Here is a 21987-nt window from a genome sequence, read left to right as displayed (position 1 = left end):
TGGACGTGCTGTGGGGGGTGTCAGGCGGCGACGAACGCCTGGATGCTGACGGTGGCGGCGCCGCGGGCCCACTGTTCGAAGGGCAACGGCCGGACGGAGAGCGGGCACTGAGCGGCGGCGCCGAAGGCCTGCCGCTGGAAACCGGCCCGGATGTGTGGCTCCAACAGGTCGTAGGCGGACAGCCCTTCCCCGGAGACCACGATCCGCGACGGGCCGACGAGGTTCGCGACCGCGGCGATGCCGGACCCGATCGCGTCCCCGGCCAGGGCGAAGACGGCGCTGACCGATGCGTCACCCGCCCGGGCCAGTGTCACCGCCTGCTCGAACGTAAGCCCCGGACGACCGACAGCCCGCACGATGGCGTCGGTGCCCGCGATGGCCTCGACGCAGCCGCGGCCGCCGCAGTGGCAGGCGGGGCCGTTCACGTCGACGCCGATGTGGCCGATCTCGCCGGCGACGCCATGCGAACCCGACACGAGCCGGCCGTTGACCACGAGGCCGCAGCCGATGCCGGTGCCCACGGTGACCAGCGCGAACGACTCCGCGCCGACGCCCTCACCGAACCAGTGCTCCGCGGTGGTCAGCGCCTTGACGTCGTTCTCGACCGTCACGGTCAGCCCGGTGATCTTCTCGGCAAGATCCTGCAGGGGTACGTCGTGCCAGTGCAGGAACGGCGAATAGCGCACGAGCCCGGTGCCGCGGTCGACGTCACCGGAGACGGCCAGCCCGAGCCGCCGGGTCCGGGTGCGGTAGTCACCCGGACCGTCGAGCAGGTCGTCGACGAGGTGGCCGAGCTCGGTCAGGACGTGCTCGACGCCGGCGTCCGGCAGTGGCCGGTGGGCGGATGTCCGGACCTGCGCGCCGAGGTCGCAGACCACGCCGATCAGCTCGTCGCCGGTGATCTTCACGCCGACGAAGAACTCCCGGTCCGCACAGATCGCGAGAGGGCTGGCCGGGCGCCCGGCACCGGGACCGGACCGCTCGGTCGCGGCGAGTTCCTGCAGGTAGCCCTGCTCGATGAGAGGCCGGGCCGCCTTGGTGACCGCGGCCTGCGACAGCCCCAGCCGCCGGGCGAGAGCGACGCGACTCAGTGGACCTTCGGTCAGGACCGTGGTCAGTACGGCGGTCATGGCCGGTGCGACGGATTCGGCCTCGGGGAACATGGCCGAAACGTAGGCCCCATTACTTTCCCGAGTCAAGTATTGACTTTCCCCGGGTGTCCGACATGGATTCCAGGGACGTCCGCGCTGGTCGGAGTGGGACAGGGTGGGGACGAGCCTAGGGTCAAACGCTGACTTAAATCAATACTTGACGAAGGAAATTATTGAGCCTAGGTTTCGGCCATGTTTCCCGAGGTCGACAGCGGACGACCCGTCCGGCCGGCACGGCACCCCGGCATGCCGGTGCCCCGGCGCAGCCGATGGTCCCAGGCACAACGGGCCTGGCGGGCGCACTGGCAGCTGTACCTGCTGGTGATCGTGCCGCTGGCCTACTTCGTCATCTTCAAGTACATCCCGATGGCCTTCAACGTCATCGCGTTCAAGGACTACAGCCCGGTCCTGGGCCCGTGGGACAGCCCGTGGGTGGGCCTGCGCAACTTCGAGCAGCTGTTCAACAACCCCGTCTTCGGCAGCCTGCTCAAGAACACCTTCATCCTGGCGTTCTACCTGGTCCTGGCGAGCTTCCCGATCCCGATCCTGCTCGCGATCGGGCTCAACGAGATCAGCAACGGCTGGTTCAAACGTACGGTGCAGATGGTCACCTACGCCCCCTACTTCATCTCCACCGTCGTGGTCGTCTCGATGACGATCCTGCTGCTGTCACCGCAGGTCGGCCTCGTGAGCAAGGGACTCGGTCAGGTCGGCGCCGGCCCGATGAACCTGCTCGCCGAACCGGACTTCTTCCGCCACATCTACGTCTGGACCGACGTCTGGCAGACAGCGGGCTACTCGGCCGTCATCTACCTGGCCGCGCTGGCCGGCATCGACCCCGCGCTGCACGAAGCAGCCAAGATCGACGGCGCAGGCCGGCTGCAGCGGATCTGGAACGTCGACCTGCCCGGCATCATGCCGACCGCCGTGATCATGTTGATCCTCGGCGTCGGCAACATGATGGCGATCGGGTTCGAGAAGGCCTACCTGCTGCAGAACAACCTCAACCTCGCCCAGTCCGAGATCATCCCGACGTACGTCTACAAGACCGGCCTGGTCAACGCGGACTTCAGTATGGCCACCGCCGTGGGCCTGTTCAACTCAGTGATCAACCTCTGCCTGCTGCTGGCGGTCAACTTCGCCGCCAAGCGGGTCACCGGGAACGGATTGTGGCGATGAGCACGACGAGAATCCGCGAACCGTTCCGCGACCGGCTCTCCCTGATCGTCATCAGGATCATGCTCGCCGTGGTGCTGGCTCTGGTCCTGCTGCCACTGGTCTACATCGTCGCCAGCTCGTTCAGCAGCCCCGCCGCGGTCAACGCAGGCCGGGTCAGCTTCTGGCCGGTCGAGTTCTCGCTCGACGCCTACCGCGCGGCCCTGAGCAACTCCGAGGTCCTGCGCGGCTACTACAACTCGCTCATCTACGCGGTGGCCGGCACGGCGATCAGCGTCTCGCTCACGGTCGCCATCGCGTACCCGTTGTCCCGCAAGTCCTTCTACGGCCGCAACGTGGTGATGACCCTGCTCATCTTCACCATGCTGTTCTCCGGCGGGCTGATCCCGACCTACATGGTCGTGCACGACCTCGGCATGCTCAACACCCGCTGGGCCCTGCTGATCCCCGGCGCGATCGGTGTCTGGCAGGTCATCATCGCCCGTACGTTCTTCGCCAACTCGATCCCCGACGAGCTTTACGAAGCCGCGGCGCTGGACGGCGCGAGCGATCTGCGGGTGCTGCGCTCGGTGGTGCTGCCGCTGTCGAAACCGCTGCTGGCCGTTCTCGCCCTGATGTACACGATCTACCAGTGGAACACCTACTTCGACGCCCTGGTGTATCTCAAGGACCCCGATCTGTTCCCGCTGCAGATCGTGCTGCGCAACATCCTCATTCTCAACACCCCCCGCACCGGCGCCATCGACCTCGCGGAATCCATGCGCCAGCAACAACTCGCCAACGTTCTCCGGTACGCGCTCATCGTCATCTCGAGCCTGCCCGTACTGATCATCTACCCGTTCGTCGCGCGCTATTTCACCAAGGGCGTGATGGTCGGCGCGGTCAAGGGCTGACGGAACCCCAGGAATGGACCAGTCATGACAATAAAATCCCCCCGATTCAAGCTGGTCGCCGTCGCGGCCGCCGCGGCACTGGTCGCGGCGGGCTGCAGCTCCAGCGACACCGAAGACGCCCCCAAAGCGAAGATGGACGGCGACAAGGTCGTCATCACGGTGCTGGCTCCCGCCGACCCCGACAAGAAGCTCGATACCAACGCGATCACCACGCTGCTCAGCGACAAGTACAAAATCAAGTTCCAGTTCGACACCACCACCATGGACGGCGGCCCGGCCAAGGAGAAACGGCAGATCGCCATCACCAGCGGCGACTACCCGGACATGTTCCTGCTGATCCCGTACGTCGACGCGTTCACCAAGACCGAGGTCCAGAAACTCGGCCAGCAGGGCGTCGCCGTACCCCTCGAAGACCTGATCAAGGAGAACGCCCCGAACCTGCAGAAGGCGCTGGACGCCAACCCCGTACTCAAGGCGATGTCGACCGCACCGGACGGCCACATCTACGCCCTGCCGCAGTGGTCCGACTGCTACCACTGCACGTACTGGAACAAGCTCTGGCTCAACTCCGCCTGGCTCAAGAAGCTCAACCTGCCGATGCCGAAGACCACCGAGGAACTGCGTACGGTCCTGCGGGCCTTCAAGACGCAGGACCCGAACGGCAACGGCAAGGCCGACGAGATCCCGCTGACCACCGACGCGCAGGACAGCACGCTGATCGGCTACCTGATGGGCGCGTTCGCCTATGCCCCGTTCGGCGCCAGCAACGGCATCCCGTCCCTCCTGCAGCTCAACGGCGACACCGTCGAGACCCCGGTCGACAAGCCGGAATGGCGCGAGGGCCTCAAATACATCAACTCGCTCTACCAGGAGGGCCTGATCGACCAGGCCTCCTTCACCCAGAACGCCGAAGCACTCCAGGCCACCGGCAACGACCCCGCCGCCGTCAAGATCGGCGCCTCACCGGTGCTCTACCCCGGCATCTTCGTCCAGCTCGGCTCCAAGGACGGCCGCGACAAGCAGTACGACGCCGCACCGCCGCTGACCGGTCCGACGGGCGCGAGCTACACGGCGTACAACAACCCGACCTCGACCGGCTACACCTTCATGCTGACCAACAAGTCCAGCAAAGAGGCCCGGATCGCCGCCCTCAAGATGCTCGACTACATCTACACCGACGAGGGCCAGCTCATCGTCAACGCCGGCCCGGAAGGCGTCGGCTGGGTCAAGCCCGGCGCCGGTGACATCGCCCTCGACACCACCGTGAAGCCGACCTGGAAGTCCCTGCCGTCGGCGAACGTCCCGAAGAACTCCACCTGGGACTCCCTCGGCCAGTACAACGTCACCCTCGCCCTGCGCAACGCCCAGGCCGTCCCGCAGGACATCTACGCCGAGACCGGCCTCGAGCGGCGCCTGTTCGAGGCGTCCAAGCTCTACGAGCCGCACGTCGACAAGGCCAAGGTCTACCCGGAGGCCCAGGTCTGGGCCGACCCCAGCACCGTCTCGGAGATGGGCACCCTGAAGACCAACCTCGACAGCTACGTCAGCCAGGGCGAACTCGCGTTCATCACCGGCACCAAGAAGATCGACACCGACTGGGACACCTGGGTCCAGGGCCTCGACGGCATCGGCATGAAGCGCTACCTCGAACTCAACCAGCAGGCCTACGACAAGTACAAGTCCGGCAAGTAACAGGCGACGCCCGGCCGGCTGGTGACAGCCGGGCGGCCGGGCGGCTGTGCAATATATTTGCTTCTCCGTGCGCCGTCGGTAATATCTCCACGCTTTGGCTTGCAACGGGGGAGGAAGACCACATGCGACGGAAGTTGTCGGCCGGCGTCCTATTGGCGCTGGCCTTTTTGATTCCGGCGGCACCGGCGATGGCTCACGCCGAATCGCCCGGGCTGAACGAGTCCTGTCAAACGGTTGAACGCAAGGTGTACAAAGATATTCGTGAGCTGGTGACCATCGATCTGGATACTGCCACCGATGTGCAGGTCCGGGTATTGGCCAATCAGATTCTGTCCGTGGCAAAGGCCGAGTCGTTGCCCGTTCTGCCCCCGGCAATTCAGGATCGGCTGGACGGCACCCCCGAGGACCTGCGGGCGTTCCTCAAGACGGACCTGCGGAAGGCCTGGACGACGGACCTGCGGATCTCGGTGGTCCGGACGCTGACGGGCGCGGGCACCAACGTGAAGGCGGCCGCGCAGAAGGTGCTCGACGACGGCACCATCGACACGTACCTGGCCTACCTGAACGACGGCCTGTACACCGCCCGTGAGCTCGACTGCGCCGCTCAGCCGTCACCGTCCCAGCCCGCACCGTCCGAGCCGTCCCAGCCCGCACCGTCATCGAGCGTCGCGCCAAGCGACTCGGCGCCCGCTGCCGGGTTCCCGTCGCCGTCCGCCACCGCGGGCACGTCCGGCGGCGAGGGTGGCGGCCTGCCCGTGACCGGTGCTGCCACCGGGACCGTGGCCGGCATCGGTGGTGCGCTGCTGCTCATCGGCGGTGCCGGTTACCTGATCGGACGCCGGCGCCGCTCCCGGTTCGTGGCGTAGCTGATCGACGCGCCCGGCTCGATGCTGCACCGAGCCGGGCGCACCGTCACTGCTGGTATTGGCGGCGGACCTCGTCGAGCAGGGAATGGGCGGTCGGCTTCCATCCGTACGTTGTACGGGCTTTGGTGGTGGGGAGGCGGCTGCTCGTTGTCATGAGGCGGGCGCCCTGGGCGTTGTTCTGCTCGGCGACGGCGAGGGGTACGGCGGCGACGGGGGTTCCTGTCAGTTCGCCGATGAGTTCGGCGAGTTCCTTGAACGAGAACGGCACGTCTCCGGCTGCGTTGAACGCGCCCTTTGCCGGCTGGGTGATCGCGCGCAGGTAGAGGTCGGTCAGGTCGTCGATGTGGACCGGGTACCAGGTGTTCGTGCCGTCGCCGATGTGGGCTGCGACGCCGTTAGATCGGGCTGCGTGGATGAGGCCGGTGATGAGTTTTGTGTCGCCGCGGCCGAAGATGAGGGATGCGCGGATCACGATGCCGGTGATGGTCTCGGCGTCCAGGATGATGCGTTCGGCGGCGGCCTTGACCGGCTGGGCGCTCACCTCGGGCAGGGTGGCGTCTTCGCTGGTGTCCAGCGGGTCGAAGCCGTACACGATCCCGGTCGAGGTGTAGACCACGGGCTTGCCGGACCCTCCGGCGACCAGGGCCCGGACGGCGGCCAGCTCGGTGTCGGAGGCCTCCTGTGACGGCGAGTAGTCGACGGCCGCGTGGATCACGGCGTCCGCGCCGGCCGCGGCCTCCCGCAGGACGTCGGTGTCTCCCAGCGACCCGCGGACGGGTACGGCGCCGGCCTCGTCGAGTCGTTTCGCGGCGTCGTCCGAGCGTGCGAGTGCTGACACCTCGTGTCCCGCGGCGACAAGCCGCTCGACGAGCGCCGAGCCGAGATAGCCGGTCCCGCCTGTGATGAAGACCTTCATGAGCCGTCCGTTCCGCCGATGTGAGCTGGTCAGGACGACCGTAAACTCTGACATCTGTGTCAAGGTCAAGCCCGAGGAAGCGGTGTCATGAAGATCGGTGAACTCAGCCGCGCGACCGAGGCGAGCCCCCGCTCGCTGCGCTACTACGAGCAGCTGGGCCTGATCTCGTCGCAGCGCCGGTCGAACGGGTACCGCGAGTACGACGAACCCACAATCGAGACCGTGGCCACCATCAAGTCGCTGCTCGGCCTCGGCTTCCCCATGGCCCTGATCGAGAAGGTCCTCCCGTGCACCGGCGGCGCGGACGCCCCGGTTTCGGACTGTTCGGCCCTGACAGCGCACATCACGCAGATCCGGGACGAGATCGACCAGAAGGCCCGGCACCTGCTCGAAACCCGGGACACCCTGACCGCGTTCCTGCAGCGCAGCTCGGCCAACTAGACGACAGAGCGCTCCTGACCCGCCTCCCAGGTCACGTCGGTGACGGTGCCGGCGTAGCGGACGCGGGCACGTGCGGCGCGGGCGGCGTGGATGCGGGCCTCGTGCAGGCGGCCGCCGTGCCAGGTCAGGTCGACCGTGAAGCCGCCGCGGGCGCGCAGGCCACGGACCGAGCCGTCGCGCCACGTCGACGGTAGCGCGGGCAGCAGCTCGAGTTCCTCGCCGTCGGACTGGAGCAGCATTTCGGCGATCGCGCCCGTGCCTGCGGCGTTGCCGTCGAAGGAGTAGATGTTCTGGGCGGCTCCCGCGATGCCGCCAGCGGAGAAGCTGAGCAGGTTCGCCTCGCTGGCGTCCCCGATCAGCCGGGTGACGTGGGTCAGGGCCTTGTCGCCGTTGAGCAGGCGGGCGTAGAAAGCGGCGAAGTTGGCCTCGCCCCACTCCGTCTGCTCCCAACCGGGGGCCTGCTGGCGGCGCTCGATGATGACCGCGGCGGCTCGGGCCAGCTCGGGGGTACCGCGCGGGGTGATCTGGCGTTCGGGGAACACCGCGCACAGGTGGGCGGTGTGGCGGTGGGCGGGGTCCGACTCGTCGAAGTCGTCGAGCCATTCCTGCAGCTGGCCGTGGCGGCCGATCCGGAACGGCGACAGCCGAAGCCGGGCCGCTTCAGCCCGCGTACGCAGGTCGGGGTCGACGTCGAGGATGGTGGCCGCCTGGGCGCAGATCCGCAGGATCGCCTCGGCGAAGACACGGTCGGCGGTGGTGCCCATCGCCACCGAGCAGGGTGTGCCGTCCGGGGCGAGGTACCAGTTCTCCGGGGACTCCGACGGGCCCGCGACCAGCCAGCCGTGGGCCGGGTGGGGTGTCAGGTACGACAGCATGAACAGCGCCGCGTCCCGCAGGACCGGGTACGCCTGCTCCCTCAGGTACGCCTCGTCGAGGTGGTACTCGTAGTGCTCCCACAGCTGCAGGGCGATCCACGCGCCACCGGTGACGTTCATGCCCCAGCCGATGCCGGCGCCCGGCGCGGAGTAGCCCCACGCGTTCGTGACCGTGTGCGCGACCCAGCCGTCCGCGCCGTACATATCCCGTGCTGTGCTGCGGCCCGCCTGGGCGAGATTCTGCACGAACCGGACCAGCGGGGCGTGGCATTCGGCGAGGTTGCCCGGCTCGGTGGCCCAGTAGTTCTGCTGGGTGTTGATGTCGAGGTGGAAGTCGTTGGACCAGCCCATGCTGCTGGCGAAGCCGTCGTTCCACACGCCCTGCAACGCCAGCGGCAGCGGTGAGTCCTCGCGGGAACCGGCGATGGTCAGGTAGCGGCCGTACTGGAAGTACAGGGCGATCAGGTCGTCGTCGCGCTCACCCCGGGCGAAACGCTCGCGGCGTACGTCGGTGGGCAGCGCGACGGCATCGCCCAGGTCGATCGACACCCGCCGCATCAGGCTCTGGTGGTCGGCGATGTGCGCGGCGCGCAGCATGTCGTAATCGAGAACCCCGATCGAGGCCCGTGCCGACGGATCCGCGCCTGCCCAGTCGGTGCCGACTGCGATGAGTACGACGACCACGTCCGCGCCGCTGACCGTGACCGTGCCGGCGTCGTCGTGCGCCAGCGTGCCGCCGTCGATGTCGAACCGGACGCGGATCTCGACGGTGGTGCCCTGTTTTCCGTCGCTGTGCAGGCTTTCGACGGCGCGGCCGTGGAACACCAGGCCGTCCGTCGTGCTGGTGGTCCCGCCGTCCAGCACGGTGTCGTCGAGGGTGGCCGTGAAGCTCAGGGACGCCGGGTGGTCCGCGGTGAGGCGCATGGCGATCACACCGTGGGGATGGGAGGCGAAGCTTTCGCGTACCCATCGGATCTGACCTTGATCGAATTCCACGCGGACCAGGCCGGTGTCGAGATCGAGGGTGCGACGGTAGTTGCCGGCAGGGTCGCCGGTCTCGTCCTGGGGGAAGTCGAGGCGCAACCGGGGGAGCGGCATGTTGGTCCCGAACGATGCCGGGTAACCGGGCAGATGCTCCGACGCCAGCCGCTGGGCCTGCCCGTACTCTCCGTCGAAGAGCAGCTTGCGGATAGCCGGTAGCTCACGCAGCGCAGTCGGGCTTACATCACTGTCCGAAGGGGCGCCGGACCAGGCGGTCGACTCGGACAAGCGGATGATCTCGGTGTCGACACCGCCGTGGACCATGCCGCCGAGCCGGCCGTTACCGATCGGCAGAGCCTCGAACCAGCGTTCCGCCGGCCGGTCGTAGAACAGAACGCTGGAAGACACTGAAGTCCTTTCAGGACAGGAGTTCGCGGAGCCAGGGGAGCTGGACCGGGGCCTGGAACGAGCCGCCGCCCTCGTGCCGGTTGTACGGCCAGACCTGGATCTGCTTCGGCCCGGCGTATCGGTTGAACGCGGCGTACACAGTGGACGGTGGGCACACGTCGTCCATCAGGCCGACGGAGTACAGCGCCGGCGCGGTCGCCCGGGCGGCGAAATGCACACCGTCGAAATAGCTCAGCGTGTGGAAGACCTGCTCGGTCCGGTCACGGTTGGTCGCACAGAACACCGACAGCTCCTGGTACGGGTACGAGTCCGTGATCTCCGTGGCGTGCCGGAAATGGGTCAGGAACGGCACGTCGATCAGCGCCCCGCGGACCTGCTGGTGCAACCCGGCGACCGCCTGCGCGATGCCGCCGCCCTGGCTGGCGCCGGCCACCACGATCCGGGCAGCGTCCACGCCCGGCAGCGTCACCGCGAGGTCCACCGCCCGCACCGCATCGGTGAACAACCGGCGGTAGTAGTACAGCCCGGGGTCGAGCACGCCGCGGGTCATCAGGCCGGAGTGGTGCGGCGTGGTGTCGCCGGGCAGGTCCGGGGTGTCGCCGTCGCCCTGACCACGGGAGTCCACGACGAGGACGGCGTACCCGGCGGCCGGCCACAGCAGCCATTCATGCGGGCGGCCGCGGCCACCGCCGTACCCGATGAAATTGACCACGCACGGCAGCGGGCCGCTGGCACCAGCCGGCTTGATCAGCCAGGCCGCGACGCTCTGGCCGTCGTAGCCGCTGAACCGGACGTCGAACACCTCCACGCCGGGCAGCAGTGCGTCATACGGGGTCAGCTGCGCCGCCAGGTCGTGCTCGCGGGCGGCGGTCAGGGTGCGGAGCCAGAACGCGTCGAAGTCGGCGGGCTCGGCGAGCTCCGGGCGGTAGTCGCGCAACTTCTCCGGCGACAGGTCGAACATGGCCATGGGGTCAGCTCCCGATACGGACGAGGTGGACGAGGACACTGGCGTGGTCACCGTCGGGCAGGGCGAGATCAAGTCCGGATCGCATCAGTACGGCTCCGGAGTGCACTGCGCCGGTGTCCTGATCACGGTACGAGGATTCGGGGTCGAGCGCTGTCAGCGGCAGCGCGCCGGGGCTGTGGCCGAACGGGCGGGTGGGGCACCAGGCGAGGACGACGAACTGGTTCTCGTACGCGTACCCCACCGCGGTCAAAGCCCCGTCCCCCTTCAGCCGGTACGCCGTACCGTGCTGAACCGCGGGTCTGATCCTCTTGTACGTGGCGATCAGCCCGGTGGCCTTCTTCAGCTCGTCCTCGCTCCACCGGGCCAGGTCACCGCCGACGCCCAGCGCACCCGCCATGGCCACGTGGAACCGGAACCGCAGCGGGGTCCGCCGGGCCGTGGCGACGTTCGGGCTGTCGGTCACCCACGCGCCCATGACCTGTGCCGGGAAGAGCTGGCTGAACCCGTGCTGGATCCCGATCCGGTCCACCGCGTCGGTATTGTCCGACGTCCACACCTGATCGGTGCGGGCGATGATGCCCAGGTCGGCGCGGCCACCACCACCGGAGCACGCCTCGATGCGCAGGTCCGGATGGTCGGCTCGGAGCCGGTCCATGATCCGGTACACCGCCCGGGTCTGCTCGATCCACACCCGGTCCGGGTCGCCGTGCCCGGGCCACCCCGCCTCGGTGAGCGGCCGGTTGGCGTCCCACTTGAGGAAGTCGATGTCGTGCTCGGTGACCAGCCGGTCGAGCCAGGCGTGGGCCCAGGCGGCGGTGTCCGGCCGGGCGAGGTTGAGCACGAGCTGGTTGCGCATCCGCGTACGGTCGCGATGCGCCATGTGCAGCACCCACTCCGGATGCGCCCGGTAGAGGTCACTGTCGGGGTTGACCATCTCCGGCTCGACCCACAGCCCGAAACGCATCCCGAGCCGGTGCACCTCGGCCGCCAGGGGCCGCAGCCCGTCGGGGAACCGGTCCGGGTTGGGTGTCCAGTCACCGAGCCCGGCGTGATCGCTGACCCGCTCGCCGAACCAGCCGTCGTCCACGACGAACAGCTCGACGCCGAGCCGGGCCGCCCGCGCGGCCAGCGCCGTCTGGCCGGGCTCGTCGACGTCGAACCCGGTCGCCTCCCACGAGTTGTAGAGCACCGGCCGTGACTCGCCGGGGTGCGGGATCACGTGCCGCCGGGCGTAGTCGTGCCAGGTACGGCTGGCCCCGCCGAACCCGCCGGTGGTGAAGAGCCCGGCGAACACCGGCGTCTCGAAGGTCTCGCCCGGTGCGAGGGACCACGTGAGCCCCTCGTGGCCGAGACCGCCTGTCCACGTCGTCCGCCCGGCCGGGTCACGCTGCAGGGTGATCCGCCAGCTGCCGCTCCAGGCCAGCGCCGTGCTCCACACCTCGCCGTGCTCCTCGCCGGCCGTACCGTCATCCAGGGCCAGCCAGGGGTTGGCGTGATGGCTGGTCATGCCGCGGCGGCTGGTGAACACGGTCTCGGCGGTGGGGACCTCGGTGCGGCGCAGCCGGAACTCGCTGTTCCAGGCGCCGACCAGGTGGTTCACCCGGTGCTCGCCGCCGGACGGCAGGGTCCACGCCGCGCTGTCGGCCCGCTGCACCGTGATCAGGTCGTGGGGGTCGCGGTTCTCGACGGTGGTCCATCGTTCGATCACGTCGCTGTCCTCGTGCACCCGGTAGTGCAGGGTGACGCGCAGCGGGTAGTGCCGGTCGTCCAGATGGATGCTCAGGTGCCCGTCCTCGGCGTCGTGGCCGGCGTAGCGCCACTCGACGCCGCGGGTGCCGTCGATGAACCGCACCTGGAGACCGGCGACCCCGAAGCGCGCACCGCCCTCGACGGGCAACTCCTCCGGTCCGCCCGCGGTGTCGAAGCTGCTGCCGGCCGGCGAGGTACGCGCGGCGAGCTCCTTCGCCTGGGCCAGGGTCAGCGTCGTACCCCAGTGGACGTGCCTTGGATCGTCGTTGTCGTCCAGACGGACGGCGTACGAGGTCGAAGGGGTGTTCAGCAGCCAGAGTCGCTGGTCAGGATCGTATTGCACGTCGGGCATCGGGGTCCTTGGTCGTCATCGCGAACACAGACGGTGAGTGCGGCGAGCGTAGGGCGGCATTCCGCTCGAAATCAATACTTGACGAAGGAAATTATTGAGCATAGATTTCGGGCATGTTTCCCGACGGCGAGGCCCTGGCTCCCGCTGCGACAGCCGTGTTCACGGCCGTCCTGACCGAGGGACCGATCAGCCGCGTCGCCCTCGCCCGCCGGCTCAACCTGTCCTCCGCCGCCGTCACCAAAGCGGCACGCCCGCTCATCGCTATGGGCTACCTCGAGGAACAGGCCGCGACCGAGCGCACCGGGCCGGGTGCCGGGCGTCCCGCCAGCCCCCTGGCCATCCGCGCCGACCGCGAGTTCTTCGTCGGCGTGAAGATCACCGGCGACGAGCTCATCGGCGTGGTCACCGACCTGCGCGCCGAGGTCCGCACCTCCGCCCACCGCCGCCTCACCGCCACCGGCATCGACGACGTCCTCACCCAGCTGGGTGAGCTCGTCAACGAGCTGCTCGGCAGCTTCCGCCCGCGGACCCGGCACCTCGGGCTCGCCGTCTCCGGCGACGTCGACCATGCCACCGGATTCGTGCGCTACTCGCCGTTCCTGCGGTGGCACGACGTGGCTCTGCGCGAGCTGGCGGAGAAAGCCACCGGGCTCACCGTCACCGTCGAGAACGACGTCAAGGCGCTCACCACCGCCGAGCAATGGTTCGGCGAGGGGGTGGGCGCCGACTCGTTCGCGCTCGTGACCGTGGGGGCCGGCATCGGCTGCGGGCTGATCGTCGGCGGGCGGCTGGTTTCGGGGGCGCACGGCGTGGCGGGGGAGATCGGCCACATCAGCGTCGACACGAACGGTCCTGCCTGTCACTGCGGGAGCCGCGGGTGCGTCGAGGCCATCGCGGGCGCCGATGCGATCGTGCGGGCTGTCGGTCGTCCGGGGGTCACGTTCTCGCAGGCGGTGGCGCTTGCCCGGTCGGGAGACGCTGCCGTCGGCGCCGCCTTCGCCCGCGCCGGGGATGCGATCGGGTCGGGGATCGCCGCGGTCGCGAACCTGGTCGGGCCGTCACGGATCGTGGTCTCCGGCGAGGGACTGTCCGCCTACGACCTGTTCGAGCCCCACATCCGGGCCGGCTTCCAACGCCAGGCCTTCGGCGCCGCCGCCGACTGCCCCCTCTCCATCCGCCCCCTCCCCTTCGAAGAATGGGCCCGCGGCGCCGCCGCCGTCAGCATCAAAGCCCTCGTCGCCTCCTGACGCGTGGCCGGACTGGTCGAGGGGTCTGCTTGTCGCCAGGGGCACGGTATCGTGAGTCTGGTAGCCGACCGGACTCCAGGAGGTGTGTATGACCGTAGAGATGGTCGCGCCGGCCTGGATGCACCAGCAAGTCACTGCCGAGCAGTACGAGGCGTGGACAGAAGAACAGTGTGCGGGCATTGAGATCGTGGATGGGATGGTCCTCGTGAGTCCGAGCGCCTCCAAGCGGCACAATCGCCTCGCCCGGCTTCTCGCGAACTCCTTGGATGCGGCCGCGGGGCAGGACTGGAACGCGGACACCGATTTCGACGTTCGGCTTCAGGATGTGCCGCTGAACAATCGGCGCCCTGATGTGACGGTGTACCGGGCGAACACCATTGACCTCACTCCTACCCGCCCAGAGCATGTGCTCCTCGTGGTCGAGGTGGTCTCACCCGGCTCGGAGACGACTGACCGGGTCGTCAAAGCCGATCAGTACGCGAGGGCCGGGATTCAGTTCTACTGGCGTGTTGAGCAGGCCGCCACGGGTGCGCCTCTCGTGTACACGTATGTACTTGATCCTGCGACCGGCCGCTACCGCGACAGCGAAATGTTTACCGGCGTCGTGAAGACTTCCGCGCCGTTCCCCATCGAGATCGACCTCTGCCGTATCTAGTCCCGCGGGGGATGATCGCTGGCGCTGCAGCACCTTGGGCTCAAGGCCGCGGCAGCATGCCTACGAGTGATGTGATGATGGCGAGGCGCAGGGCTGTGCGCAGGTCGATCTGGTGGACGGCGAGGGCCGGCTCGGATTCGTAGGCGGCGAGCAGGCTCGGCGGCGGTGACGTGTAGGCGGACAGGGCGCCCGCCATGATCAGGGCGTTCAGGCAGAACTCCTCGGCGTGGTCGGTGATCTCGGGCAGGTACTTGCGGGCGAGGGCTGCCATCACAGCGAGGTTGTCCAGTGAGGCTCGTTTGTGGCGGCGGATCACCTCGACCGAGACGTTGTGCTCGAGCACGCCGCCCTGGGCGTTGATGAGGTCGCAGAGCACCGTGCGGGTGGAGAGCGAGCCGCTGAGCACCTCGGCCGTCTGCTCCGCTCGTTGCATCGCGGACCCGCTCGGGCTGACGCCGTGGGCCAGCTCCTGCTCCAGATCGGCCAGCCAGGTTGTCGTCCGGTCGTCCAGCAGGTCGAGCAGCACCGCCTCGCGGGACTCGAAGTAGCGCAGCACCGCCGTCTTGGCCAGGCCGACCCTGCGGCTGAGCTCGTTGAGGGTCACCGCGGCCACCGGCATCTCGTCGAGCATCGCCGAGGTGGTCTCCAGGATCGCCCGGCGCCGGACCTCGCGCTGCTCCTCACTGCGGGCCCGCTGGAACGTCATGAGATCAAGCCTAGCTTAGGTACCGGCGGTTACTTGACTTGTTACCGGTGGTACATCTCCGTCGGAGACATAAGTTACCAGCGGTACTTTAAGGAGCTGTCATGAAGTGGACCGAGCAGCAGATTCCGCGCCAGGACGGCCGGATCGCCGTGATCACCGGCGCCAACACCGGACTCGGCTTCGAGACCGCCCGGCGGCTCGCGGAGCGCGGGGCGTCGGTGGTGCTGGCCGTGCGCGACACCGCGAAGGGAAAGCAGGCCGCCGCCCGGATCGACGGCGACGTCTCCGTGCAGGAGCTGGACCTGACCTCACTGGAATCGGTGCGCGCCGCCGCGGCCGGCCTGCGTGCCACCCACCCGCGGATCGACCTGCTGATCAACAACGCCGGCGTGATGTACACGCCGAAGCAGACCACCCGCGACGGCTTCGAGATGCAGTTCGGCACCAACCACCTCGGCCACTTCGCGCTCACCGGGCTGCTGCTCGACCTGCTGCTGCCCGTGCCAGGCTCCCGGGTCGTCACGGTCAGCAGCACCGGCCACCGCATCCGCGCCGCCATCCACTTCGACGACCTGCAGTGGGAGCATTCCTACGGCCGGGCCGCGGCGTACGGCCAGTCGAAACTCGCCAACCTGATGTTCACGTACGAGCTGCAGCGCCGGCTCGCCCCGCACGGCACCACCATCGCCGTCGCCGCACACCCCGGCGTCTCCAACACCGAACTGACCCGCAACACCCCGGCGATCGTCCGCGGGCCGGTCACCCTGCTCGCCCCGATGATCAGCCAGCCCGCGGCGGCGGGGGCGCTGCCCACCCTGCGGGCCGCCACCGACCCGTCCGTCCTCGGCGGGCAGTACTACGGCCCCGACGGCCTCGCCGAGGGGCGCGGGCACCCGAAACTGGTCACGTCCAGCGCCGACTCCTACGACGTGAGCGTGCAGCAACGGCTCTGGGCGGTATCGGAGGACCTGACCGGCGTACGGTTCCCGATCGGCCAGGCCACCGCCGCAGCGTGACGGGCTCAGCCGAACGGCCGAGGTCTCGCGGCGCCTAAATCAGTCCACAGGCGGAAGCGGGTGCCATCCATGATCAAGAATGCTGCGCGCAGGTTCTATTCATGGGGGAACGATGAAACCTGCGATCACTCGGCGAGGCGTCATCCGTGGCGCCCTGCTCGCCGCGGCCGGGGCGGCTACCGCCCTGGCCGGCGCCGGGCCGGTGAAGCACTGGTGTGGCTGGGACCGGCCGCCGCTCGGGGGAGGCTACGCGGCGGCCGCCGACAACCTGGGCGTGGTGACGCACGGCGGCGTGCAGATCCACTACTTTCAGCCGACCGCCGAGAAGGTCGTGGCACTCACCTTCGACGACGGGCCCCTGCCGGATTTCACGCCGCGGTTCCTGGACGCCCTCGACGCGGCCCGGATCCCGGCCACGTTCTTCATGGTCGGCAGCCGCCTCGAGGAACACGCCGACCTGGTCCGGGGCCGGCTCGACCGGCACGAGGTGGGCAACCACTCCTGGTCGCACACCGACCTCGCCACACTGGACCTGGCCGCGGCGAGCCGGGAGCTGGAACGCACCCACGACGCGATCCGGCGTCATGCCGGGCGTGAGGCCACGCTGCTGCGCCCGCCGTTCGGGCACCTGGGCGGTTCGACCGTGCTGGCCGCCGACGCGATGGGCTACGACATCGCACTGTGGTCCCACCAGATGCACGAGCGCAACTACCTCAGCGACCCGGCCGGGCAGGCCCGCGACCTCGTGACGACGGTGCGGCCCGGCTCGATCGTCCTCGCGCACGACGCGGGCGACCGGCGCCGGCTGGTCGCCCTCGACGCCCTGCCCGCGATGATCGCCGGGCTGCAGGACCGCGGCTACCGCTTCGTCACCGTCTCGGAGTTGCTCGCCGCGACCCCCGCCAAACCGGGGCAAGCGTAAGCCCATGCGGCCAGGACGAGGTGTCGACGGATCGGTGGGACATGAGAGATTTGATGGCTTCGATGCAGATCCTGGCATCGAACGGGCTGTTCATCGTGGAGGACGCCGACACCACGTTCGAGGGCATGCTCGACGTCGGTGAAGCGTCGGTGACCGCCACCGGGGATGTGCTGCTCATCAGGGTCCAGAGCGACGCCGACGGTCTGGTCGCCGTATCGGTCATCGGATCCGACGGGGAGACCACCCTGCCGGTGACCGTGTTCGAGGGCGAGATCAACCTCAGCTACGGACGGCTGCGGGTCCGCGACGTCGGCGCTGAGAACGCCATCGTGGTCGGGCTCGACGACGGCCCGTGCCACATGCGGGTCGTCGTGGACGACGAGGCGTACCCGAAGACCGTCGAAATCCTGGTGCCGCCGCTGTAGGGCGGCACGACATCACGGGGGAGGAACAGCGACGAAGTGTTCGGCCGCCGGGTCGACCAGCCACAGTCCTACGGCTGGACACGGGCCAGATGTTGCGCTGGGCAGCGGGAGGCGACAACTTTATGCCGGCGACCCTGGGGCGAACATGAGCGCCGGCAGCACGGTCTCGGCGGCATTGAACGACGCCGTAACCGTGTCGATCGCCTCCGATATCACCCCACCCGCCGGTGACCGTTTCCCGTACGCCTCTGACCGGCCGCTGCGCAGTGCCCGTGCGGGGGACGGCACTGCGCAGCGCCACAGTCACCTGCCGGCGGGTGCGGTGATGCTGATCGGTGCGTTGAAGTCGTAGAACTCGACGGTGGTGAGCGGGTCCTGGTTCTGCACCGTGCCGCTGATCCGGCGCACGAGGTTGTCGGCAACCCAGATGTCGACCTGAACCGGAGCGCTGTAGGAATCGACGTTCTCGAGCTCGAACCAGGCCAGCTCGGTCGCGGGCAGTTCCGTCACCGGGGAGGCGGGATCCGCGGCGCTCGTCCGGGCCGGCAGGGTCAGCCGGTAGTGGGTGGTCTTCACCCCGCGGACGTCCTCGGTGCCGACCACGGCGACGTTGCGGTCCTGCGACGCGGCCCGGGTCAGGTCACCCGCGGCCCGGGCGAACGGGGCGAGCTTCTGGTCATCGGGAATGGTCTCCTTCTTGGTCGTGCCGTCCGCTGCCGTGACATAGCGGTCGCTGCCGATGACGATGGTCGTCTCCGTCACGCCCTCGCCCTTGCTGACGATGCGCGAGTTCGCTCCGCTGACCTCACCCTCGGCGCTGAAGGCGCCACCGCCCTGCGGGGGCTGACTGAACCGCAACGACGAAACCTGCTCGGTACGCTCGGCGGCGGCCAGCAGCACCGATCCGGCATCAACCGGCCCCGTGCCGGGCGCTGGTCGCCCGTCGGGGCCACCCGCCAGCGCGACAGCCGCGACAACTGCCGCTGCGACGCCGGCCGTGGCGATACCCGCCACCACGGTCCATCGTTTGCGCCGGCGCGGCGGCGCCTGGTCGGCGAGACTATTCAGGGTGCTGGTCTGCGACATGGATTTCTCCAGGATGGCATTGAAACGGGGTGATCCCGGCGCCGGCGGCGCGCTACGGACAATGGGATTCAGCCGACGGAGGCGCTCAATTTCTTCTTCGCCATTCATCTGCGTGTGCTCCCCTTTCCGTGGGACTCACCCTGTACATTTCCGCGGCCCTGCCGATCTCGCCGGTGAAGTTCCCGCTGCAACCGGTCCCGGGCCTTGTACAACCGCGAGGACACGGTCGGCGCGCTCACCTGCAGGACAGCGGCGATCTCGGCGACCTCCAAGCCGTCCCACGCCTGCATCAGCAGCAGTTCACGGTCGCTGCCGGACAAGGCCGCCAGGGCGGACCACAACTCCTGGTCCACGTCGGCAACGGCCTCGTACCCCACTTCCGGAGGATCAACCGAAACAATTCTTAAATGCAGCTGACGCTGCCGCTCGACACCGCGGCGGAAATTCGCAAGCACGTTGTAGCCCGTCCGGAACAGCCACATCCGCTCAGCACCCGAGGGAAGGTCCTCCCGGCGCCGCCACGCCACGGCGAAAACGTCAGCCGTTACGTCATCCGCATCCTCATCAGTAGCGACCCGCCGACGTATGAACGCCCACACATCGCCGAAATTCGCGGTAAAAAACGCACGAAAGGCTTCCTCATTCATGCGACCTCCGGACGACGACACCATCTCTACCAACATGTCCGGGACCGGCCCCATCTCGCCGCAGGACACAACTCTCGCACAGCAGATAGTCTCAACCGCCGTCTTGAAGCTCAGGTGTGTCAGACGCCAGGCGGGTTCTCCCCTTGCGCGGGAATCGGCAGTTCGACGGTGCCGGTTCCGGCCGGCGAGACGGTGCTGATCTCCGTGTCTGACTCGACGGTGATCGTATCGGCGGTTCGCGATCCGAAAGCGACGGCGACCGCACCGGTGAAGCCCGCACCGGTCAGTGTGACGGGGGTGCCGCCTGACTCCGGACCGCGGGCGGGGTCGACCTGACTGATCTGTGGGCGTGCTGACGGGATTTGCTTGGCCATCTCCGCGGCGGCCGCGGTCGCCGAGCGGCTACCGAAGTAGAACGAGGACACGGCAGTGATCAGCGTGCCGAGCAGGACGACGAGGTTCTTGCCGATGTCCGTCGCTGCGGCCGGCGTCTGTGCGCGGACCAGGACGTCGTACGAAGTCGGCGTGCCGGTGGGCGGATTCGGGGTGGAGCCGATCAGATCCGCCGGGTTCAGCGCCGCGAACTGTGCCGGTGTCAGGCCCTCGAGTGAGATCGGGTCGCCGGGCTGGGCCAGCACCGAGAAGATGAAGGTGGTCGCCACGAAGATCAGGATGAGCGCGACGATTGCCCGGACGCTGCCTTCCGGAAGGCCGAGCCGGTCGGCTTTGGCGCTGCGGTGGAGGGTGAGACAGGAGGCGCCGGTCGGCCATGGTCGCTCACGCCTGTGTCCCGGTCGCCCATACGGCGACTCCGTCAGGGCGGTATATGACGGCGTTGCCGTCGTCCTGCATCACCAGCCGCGCACCCGCCTCGCCGTCCGTGTCGCTTGCCCAGACCGCCTGGCCGGCGGCGTTGTAGACGACGAGGTTGCCATCGGTCTGCATGACGCAGACGCCCACACCACCGGGTTTCGGGCGGGTGTCCCACAGTGCCAGGTCGTCGCTGCGGCGGTAGAGCACCAGGTTGGTGTCGTCCTGGTAGACGAAGCGGAAACGGCCGTCCGCCGAATACAGCGTGCCGTTACCGGCCAACTGCTCGCCGGACTCCATGACGGAGTGGCCGCTGGCGTCGGCGCCGGTCGGGGGGACCTGCTGCCCGGTCCACGTCGCCCACGCGGCGACTCCGTCGGGGCGATAGATGACGGCGTTGCCGTCGTTCTGCACCACCAGCCGCGCGCCGGGATTACCAGGGGTGTCGCTCGCCCACACGGCTTCGCCCCGCGCGTTGTAGACGACCAGATTGCCGTCCTCCTGCATGATGCACACGCCGACACCGCCGGGTTTGGGGCGGGTGTCCCACTGGCCAACGTTGTCGGTGGTGCGGTAGAGCACGAGGTTGGTGTCGTCCTGATAGATGAACCGGAACCGGCCGTTCGCCGAGAACAGGGTGCCGTTGCTGTTCAGCACCTGACCGGGGACATGGTGTCGCCGGCGGCCGGAGGACCGCCGGGCGGGACGTTCTGCGCGGTGTTGCTCGACCAGATCGCCTCCCCGTCGGGCCGGTAGACGACCGCGTTGCCGTCATCCTGCATCACCAGGCGGCTGCCCGGGTTACCCGCGGTCTGACTCGACCACACGGGCTGCGCCGAGGCGTTGCAGACGACCAGATTGCCGTCACCCTGCATCAGGCACACGCCGACGCCGCCGGGCTTCGGGCGGGTGTCCCACTGGGCGACGTTGTCGGTGGTGCGGTAGAGCACGAGGTTGGTGTCGTCCTGATAGATGAACCGGAACCGGCCGTTCGCCGAGAACAGCGTGCCGTTGCTGCCCAGCATCTCACCGGCGGTCATTGTGTCGCCGGCCGCGGCGGGGCCGGCCGGAAGCTCGGGCCAGCGGCCGGACTGGCCGTTGACCCGCCATTCCAGGATGTACGCGTCCGGCAGGAACGGCACCCGGAAGCCCTGGTCGGCGAGATATTTGAGGTAGGCGTCCTCGTTCATCCACTTGGCCAGCCAGTACGACCGCTCCGGCCCGGCCGTGAACACGATGTCCCCGGTGACCGGGTTGATCAGCGAGAAGGTCAGCTGAGCAGCCAGGTCAGGGGCGGGCCACCACAGCTCGTTGTCCGCGGCCCGGCTGAGCACGTTGAGGTAGAAGGCGTCCAGCGGCGGCGGCAGGAACGGCAGGGAACCCGGCAGCACATGACCGGGGATCCGGCGGTAGACGCCGACCTCGGCACCGATGCCGCCGGGGAAGATGGGCAGGCCGAGGAACCTCTGGCACCAGCCCTTCCACAGCTGGATGACCACCTGCTCGCCGTTGATGGTGATCTCAGCGGTGGTGGTGGCATAGCCGGGCCACTGCAGCGCCGTCGTGCACGGGAGCTCCTGGCAGAGCAGTTTCCACCGTTCTGATGTCTCCACGTACGAGTACCCGCGGTCGTCCACCGTGCGGACCGTCGGCAACCCGAAGTCCTGCACGGTGTCGCTGGCCCACCATGGCGTCCCGCCCGGGTCATAGATGACCAGGTTGCCGTCGTCCCGCAGGGTCGCCTCGGCACCGGGGTGGCCGCCGGTGCCGGCGTTCCAGCGCGGTTCCCCGGCGGCGGTGAGGGCGACCAGGTTGCCGTCGGCCTGCATCACCAGCCGGTCGACCGGCTGGCCGTCGGTCGCCGACGCCCACAGCGCCTGACCGGTCTGAACCCGGTACAACACGACGTTGCCGTCGCCCTGCACGACGAGTTCCACCCAGCCGTTACCGGACAGCAGGCGTTCGCCGGCGAACAGTGTCTGCCCTGACGTCAGCCGTTCCATCAT

21 protein-coding genes are annotated in these 21987 nt (G+C 68.5%); 10 read left to right on the top strand and 11 right to left on the bottom strand.

Going from position 1 to position 21987, the window contains the following annotated elements; translation table 11 throughout:
- Positions 1-20: 20 nt before the first annotated feature.
- Entirely contained in the window at positions 21-1163 is a 1143-nt protein-coding gene (locus tag Ahu01nite_RS33515) for an ROK family transcriptional regulator (RefSeq protein ID WP_203840721.1), read from the bottom strand.
- Between the two features lie 180 nt (positions 1164-1343).
- Here Ahu01nite_RS33515 and Ahu01nite_RS33510 point away from each other — a divergent pair, with 180 nt between their 5' ends.
- The 4 genes from Ahu01nite_RS33510 (at position 1344) to Ahu01nite_RS33495 (ending at position 5778) form a co-directional block, all read left to right on the top strand.
- On the top strand, positions 1344-2330 hold the full coding sequence (locus tag Ahu01nite_RS33510; protein WP_203840720.1) for an ABC transporter permease: 987 nt from the start codon (positions 1344-1346) through the stop codon (positions 2328-2330).
- Positions 2327-3220: a carbohydrate ABC transporter permease gene (locus Ahu01nite_RS33505; protein WP_203840719.1), complete on the top strand. Its 894-nt coding sequence runs from the start codon at positions 2327-2329 to the stop codon at positions 3218-3220. Before Ahu01nite_RS33510 ends, Ahu01nite_RS33505 begins: the two co-directional genes overlap by 4 nt.
- Before the next feature lie 24 nt (positions 3221-3244).
- On the top strand, positions 3245-4912 hold the full coding sequence (locus Ahu01nite_RS33500; RefSeq protein ID WP_203840718.1) for a type 2 periplasmic-binding domain-containing protein: 1668 nt from the start codon (positions 3245-3247) through the stop codon (positions 4910-4912).
- A gap of 122 nt (positions 4913-5034) precedes the next feature.
- A complete protein-coding gene (locus tag Ahu01nite_RS33495; protein WP_203840717.1) occupies positions 5035-5778 on the top strand; it encodes an LPXTG cell wall anchor domain-containing protein in 744 nt (247 codons plus the stop codon).
- A gap of 46 nt (positions 5779-5824) precedes the next feature.
- Here Ahu01nite_RS33495 and Ahu01nite_RS33490 read toward each other — a convergent pair whose 3' ends face one another.
- Entirely contained in the window at positions 5825-6694 is an 870-nt protein-coding gene (locus Ahu01nite_RS33490; RefSeq protein WP_203840716.1) for an NAD-dependent epimerase/dehydratase family protein, read from the bottom strand.
- Between the two features lie 87 nt (positions 6695-6781).
- On the opposite strand from Ahu01nite_RS33490, the gene Ahu01nite_RS33485 reads away from it, so the two are divergent.
- Positions 6782-7135: a MerR family transcriptional regulator gene (locus Ahu01nite_RS33485; RefSeq protein ID WP_203840715.1), complete on the top strand. Its 354-nt coding sequence runs from the start codon at positions 6782-6784 to the stop codon at positions 7133-7135.
- On the opposite strand, the gene Ahu01nite_RS33480 is transcribed toward Ahu01nite_RS33485, so the two are convergent.
- The 3 genes from Ahu01nite_RS33480 to Ahu01nite_RS33470 are packed head-to-tail and all read right to left on the bottom strand — an operon-like array spanning position 7132 to position 12467.
- Entirely contained in the window at positions 7132-9399 is a 2268-nt protein-coding gene (locus Ahu01nite_RS33480) for a glycoside hydrolase family 95 protein (protein ID WP_203840714.1), read from the bottom strand. The genes Ahu01nite_RS33485 and Ahu01nite_RS33480 overlap by 4 nt on opposite strands.
- Positions 9400-9409: 10 nt before the next feature.
- Positions 9410-10366, bottom strand: a complete 957-nt coding sequence (locus Ahu01nite_RS33475) for an acetylxylan esterase (RefSeq protein WP_203840713.1) — start codon at positions 10364-10366, stop codon at positions 9410-9412.
- A 4-nt stretch (positions 10367-10370) separates the two neighbouring features.
- Complete coding sequence (locus Ahu01nite_RS33470) at positions 10371-12467, bottom strand: alpha-galactosidase (RefSeq protein WP_203840712.1); 2097 nt, start codon at positions 12465-12467, stop codon at positions 10371-10373.
- Positions 12468-12580: 113 nt separating this feature from the next.
- On the opposite strand from Ahu01nite_RS33470, the gene Ahu01nite_RS33465 reads away from it, so the two are divergent.
- On the top strand, positions 12581-13714 hold the full coding sequence (locus Ahu01nite_RS33465; protein WP_203840711.1) for an ROK family transcriptional regulator: 1134 nt from the start codon (positions 12581-12583) through the stop codon (positions 13712-13714).
- Between the two features lie 88 nt (positions 13715-13802).
- Complete coding sequence (locus tag Ahu01nite_RS33460) at positions 13803-14369, top strand: Uma2 family endonuclease (RefSeq protein ID WP_203840710.1); 567 nt, start codon at positions 13803-13805, stop codon at positions 14367-14369.
- Between the two features lie 40 nt (positions 14370-14409).
- Here Ahu01nite_RS33460 and Ahu01nite_RS33455 read toward each other — a convergent pair whose 3' ends face one another.
- The gene (locus Ahu01nite_RS33455) at positions 14410-15075 is read right to left on the bottom strand and encodes a TetR/AcrR family transcriptional regulator (protein ID WP_203840709.1); all 666 of its coding nucleotides are present in this window, start codon (positions 15073-15075) and stop codon (positions 14410-14412) included.
- 101 nt (positions 15076-15176) lie between these two features.
- Between Ahu01nite_RS33455 and Ahu01nite_RS33450 the strand changes: the two genes are divergently transcribed.
- From Ahu01nite_RS33450 to Ahu01nite_RS33440, 3 genes are all read left to right on the top strand, one after another.
- Positions 15177-16091: an SDR family NAD(P)-dependent oxidoreductase gene (locus tag Ahu01nite_RS33450; protein ID WP_203840708.1), complete on the top strand. Its 915-nt coding sequence runs from the start codon at positions 15177-15179 to the stop codon at positions 16089-16091.
- 112 nt (positions 16092-16203) lie between these two features.
- A complete protein-coding gene (locus Ahu01nite_RS33445) occupies positions 16204-17013 on the top strand; it encodes a polysaccharide deacetylase family protein (RefSeq protein ID WP_203840707.1) in 810 nt (269 codons plus the stop codon).
- A gap of 62 nt (positions 17014-17075) precedes the next feature.
- Positions 17076-17438 carry a hypothetical protein gene (locus Ahu01nite_RS33440; protein ID WP_203840706.1) on the top strand — a complete coding sequence of 121 codons (363 nt, stop codon included), beginning with the start codon at positions 17076-17078 and terminating at the stop codon, positions 17436-17438.
- A gap of 303 nt (positions 17439-17741) precedes the next feature.
- On the opposite strand, the gene Ahu01nite_RS33435 is transcribed toward Ahu01nite_RS33440, so the two are convergent.
- The 5 genes from Ahu01nite_RS33435 to Ahu01nite_RS33415 all read right to left on the bottom strand — a co-directional run bounded on the left by Ahu01nite_RS33435 (position 17742) and on the right by Ahu01nite_RS33415 (position 21987).
- Positions 17742-18524 carry a LolA-like protein gene (locus tag Ahu01nite_RS33435; protein ID WP_203840705.1) on the bottom strand — a complete coding sequence of 261 codons (783 nt, stop codon included), beginning with the start codon at positions 18522-18524 and terminating at the stop codon, positions 17742-17744.
- Positions 18525-18628: 104 nt separating this feature from the next.
- Positions 18629-19171 carry an RNA polymerase sigma factor gene (locus Ahu01nite_RS33430; RefSeq protein ID WP_203840704.1) on the bottom strand — a complete coding sequence of 181 codons (543 nt, stop codon included), beginning with the start codon at positions 19169-19171 and terminating at the stop codon, positions 18629-18631.
- A 119-nt stretch (positions 19172-19290) separates the two neighbouring features.
- Positions 19291-19833 carry an IPT/TIG domain-containing protein gene (locus Ahu01nite_RS33425; protein WP_203840703.1) on the bottom strand — a complete coding sequence of 181 codons (543 nt, stop codon included), beginning with the start codon at positions 19831-19833 and terminating at the stop codon, positions 19291-19293.
- 115 nt (positions 19834-19948) lie between these two features.
- Positions 19949-20638 carry a hypothetical protein gene (locus tag Ahu01nite_RS33420; protein WP_203840702.1) on the bottom strand — a complete coding sequence of 230 codons (690 nt, stop codon included), beginning with the start codon at positions 20636-20638 and terminating at the stop codon, positions 19949-19951.
- The gene (locus Ahu01nite_RS33415; RefSeq protein ID WP_203840701.1) at positions 20632-21987 is read right to left on the bottom strand and encodes a hypothetical protein; all 1356 of its coding nucleotides are present in this window, start codon (positions 21985-21987) and stop codon (positions 20632-20634) included. Before Ahu01nite_RS33415 ends, Ahu01nite_RS33420 begins: the two co-directional genes overlap by 7 nt.

It is taken from the genome of Winogradskya humida (assembly GCF_016862215.1).
Taxonomy (GTDB): Bacteria; Actinomycetota; Actinomycetes; order Mycobacteriales; family Micromonosporaceae; genus Actinoplanes; species Actinoplanes humidus.
This window is presented reverse-complemented; position numbering and strand designations above follow the sequence as displayed.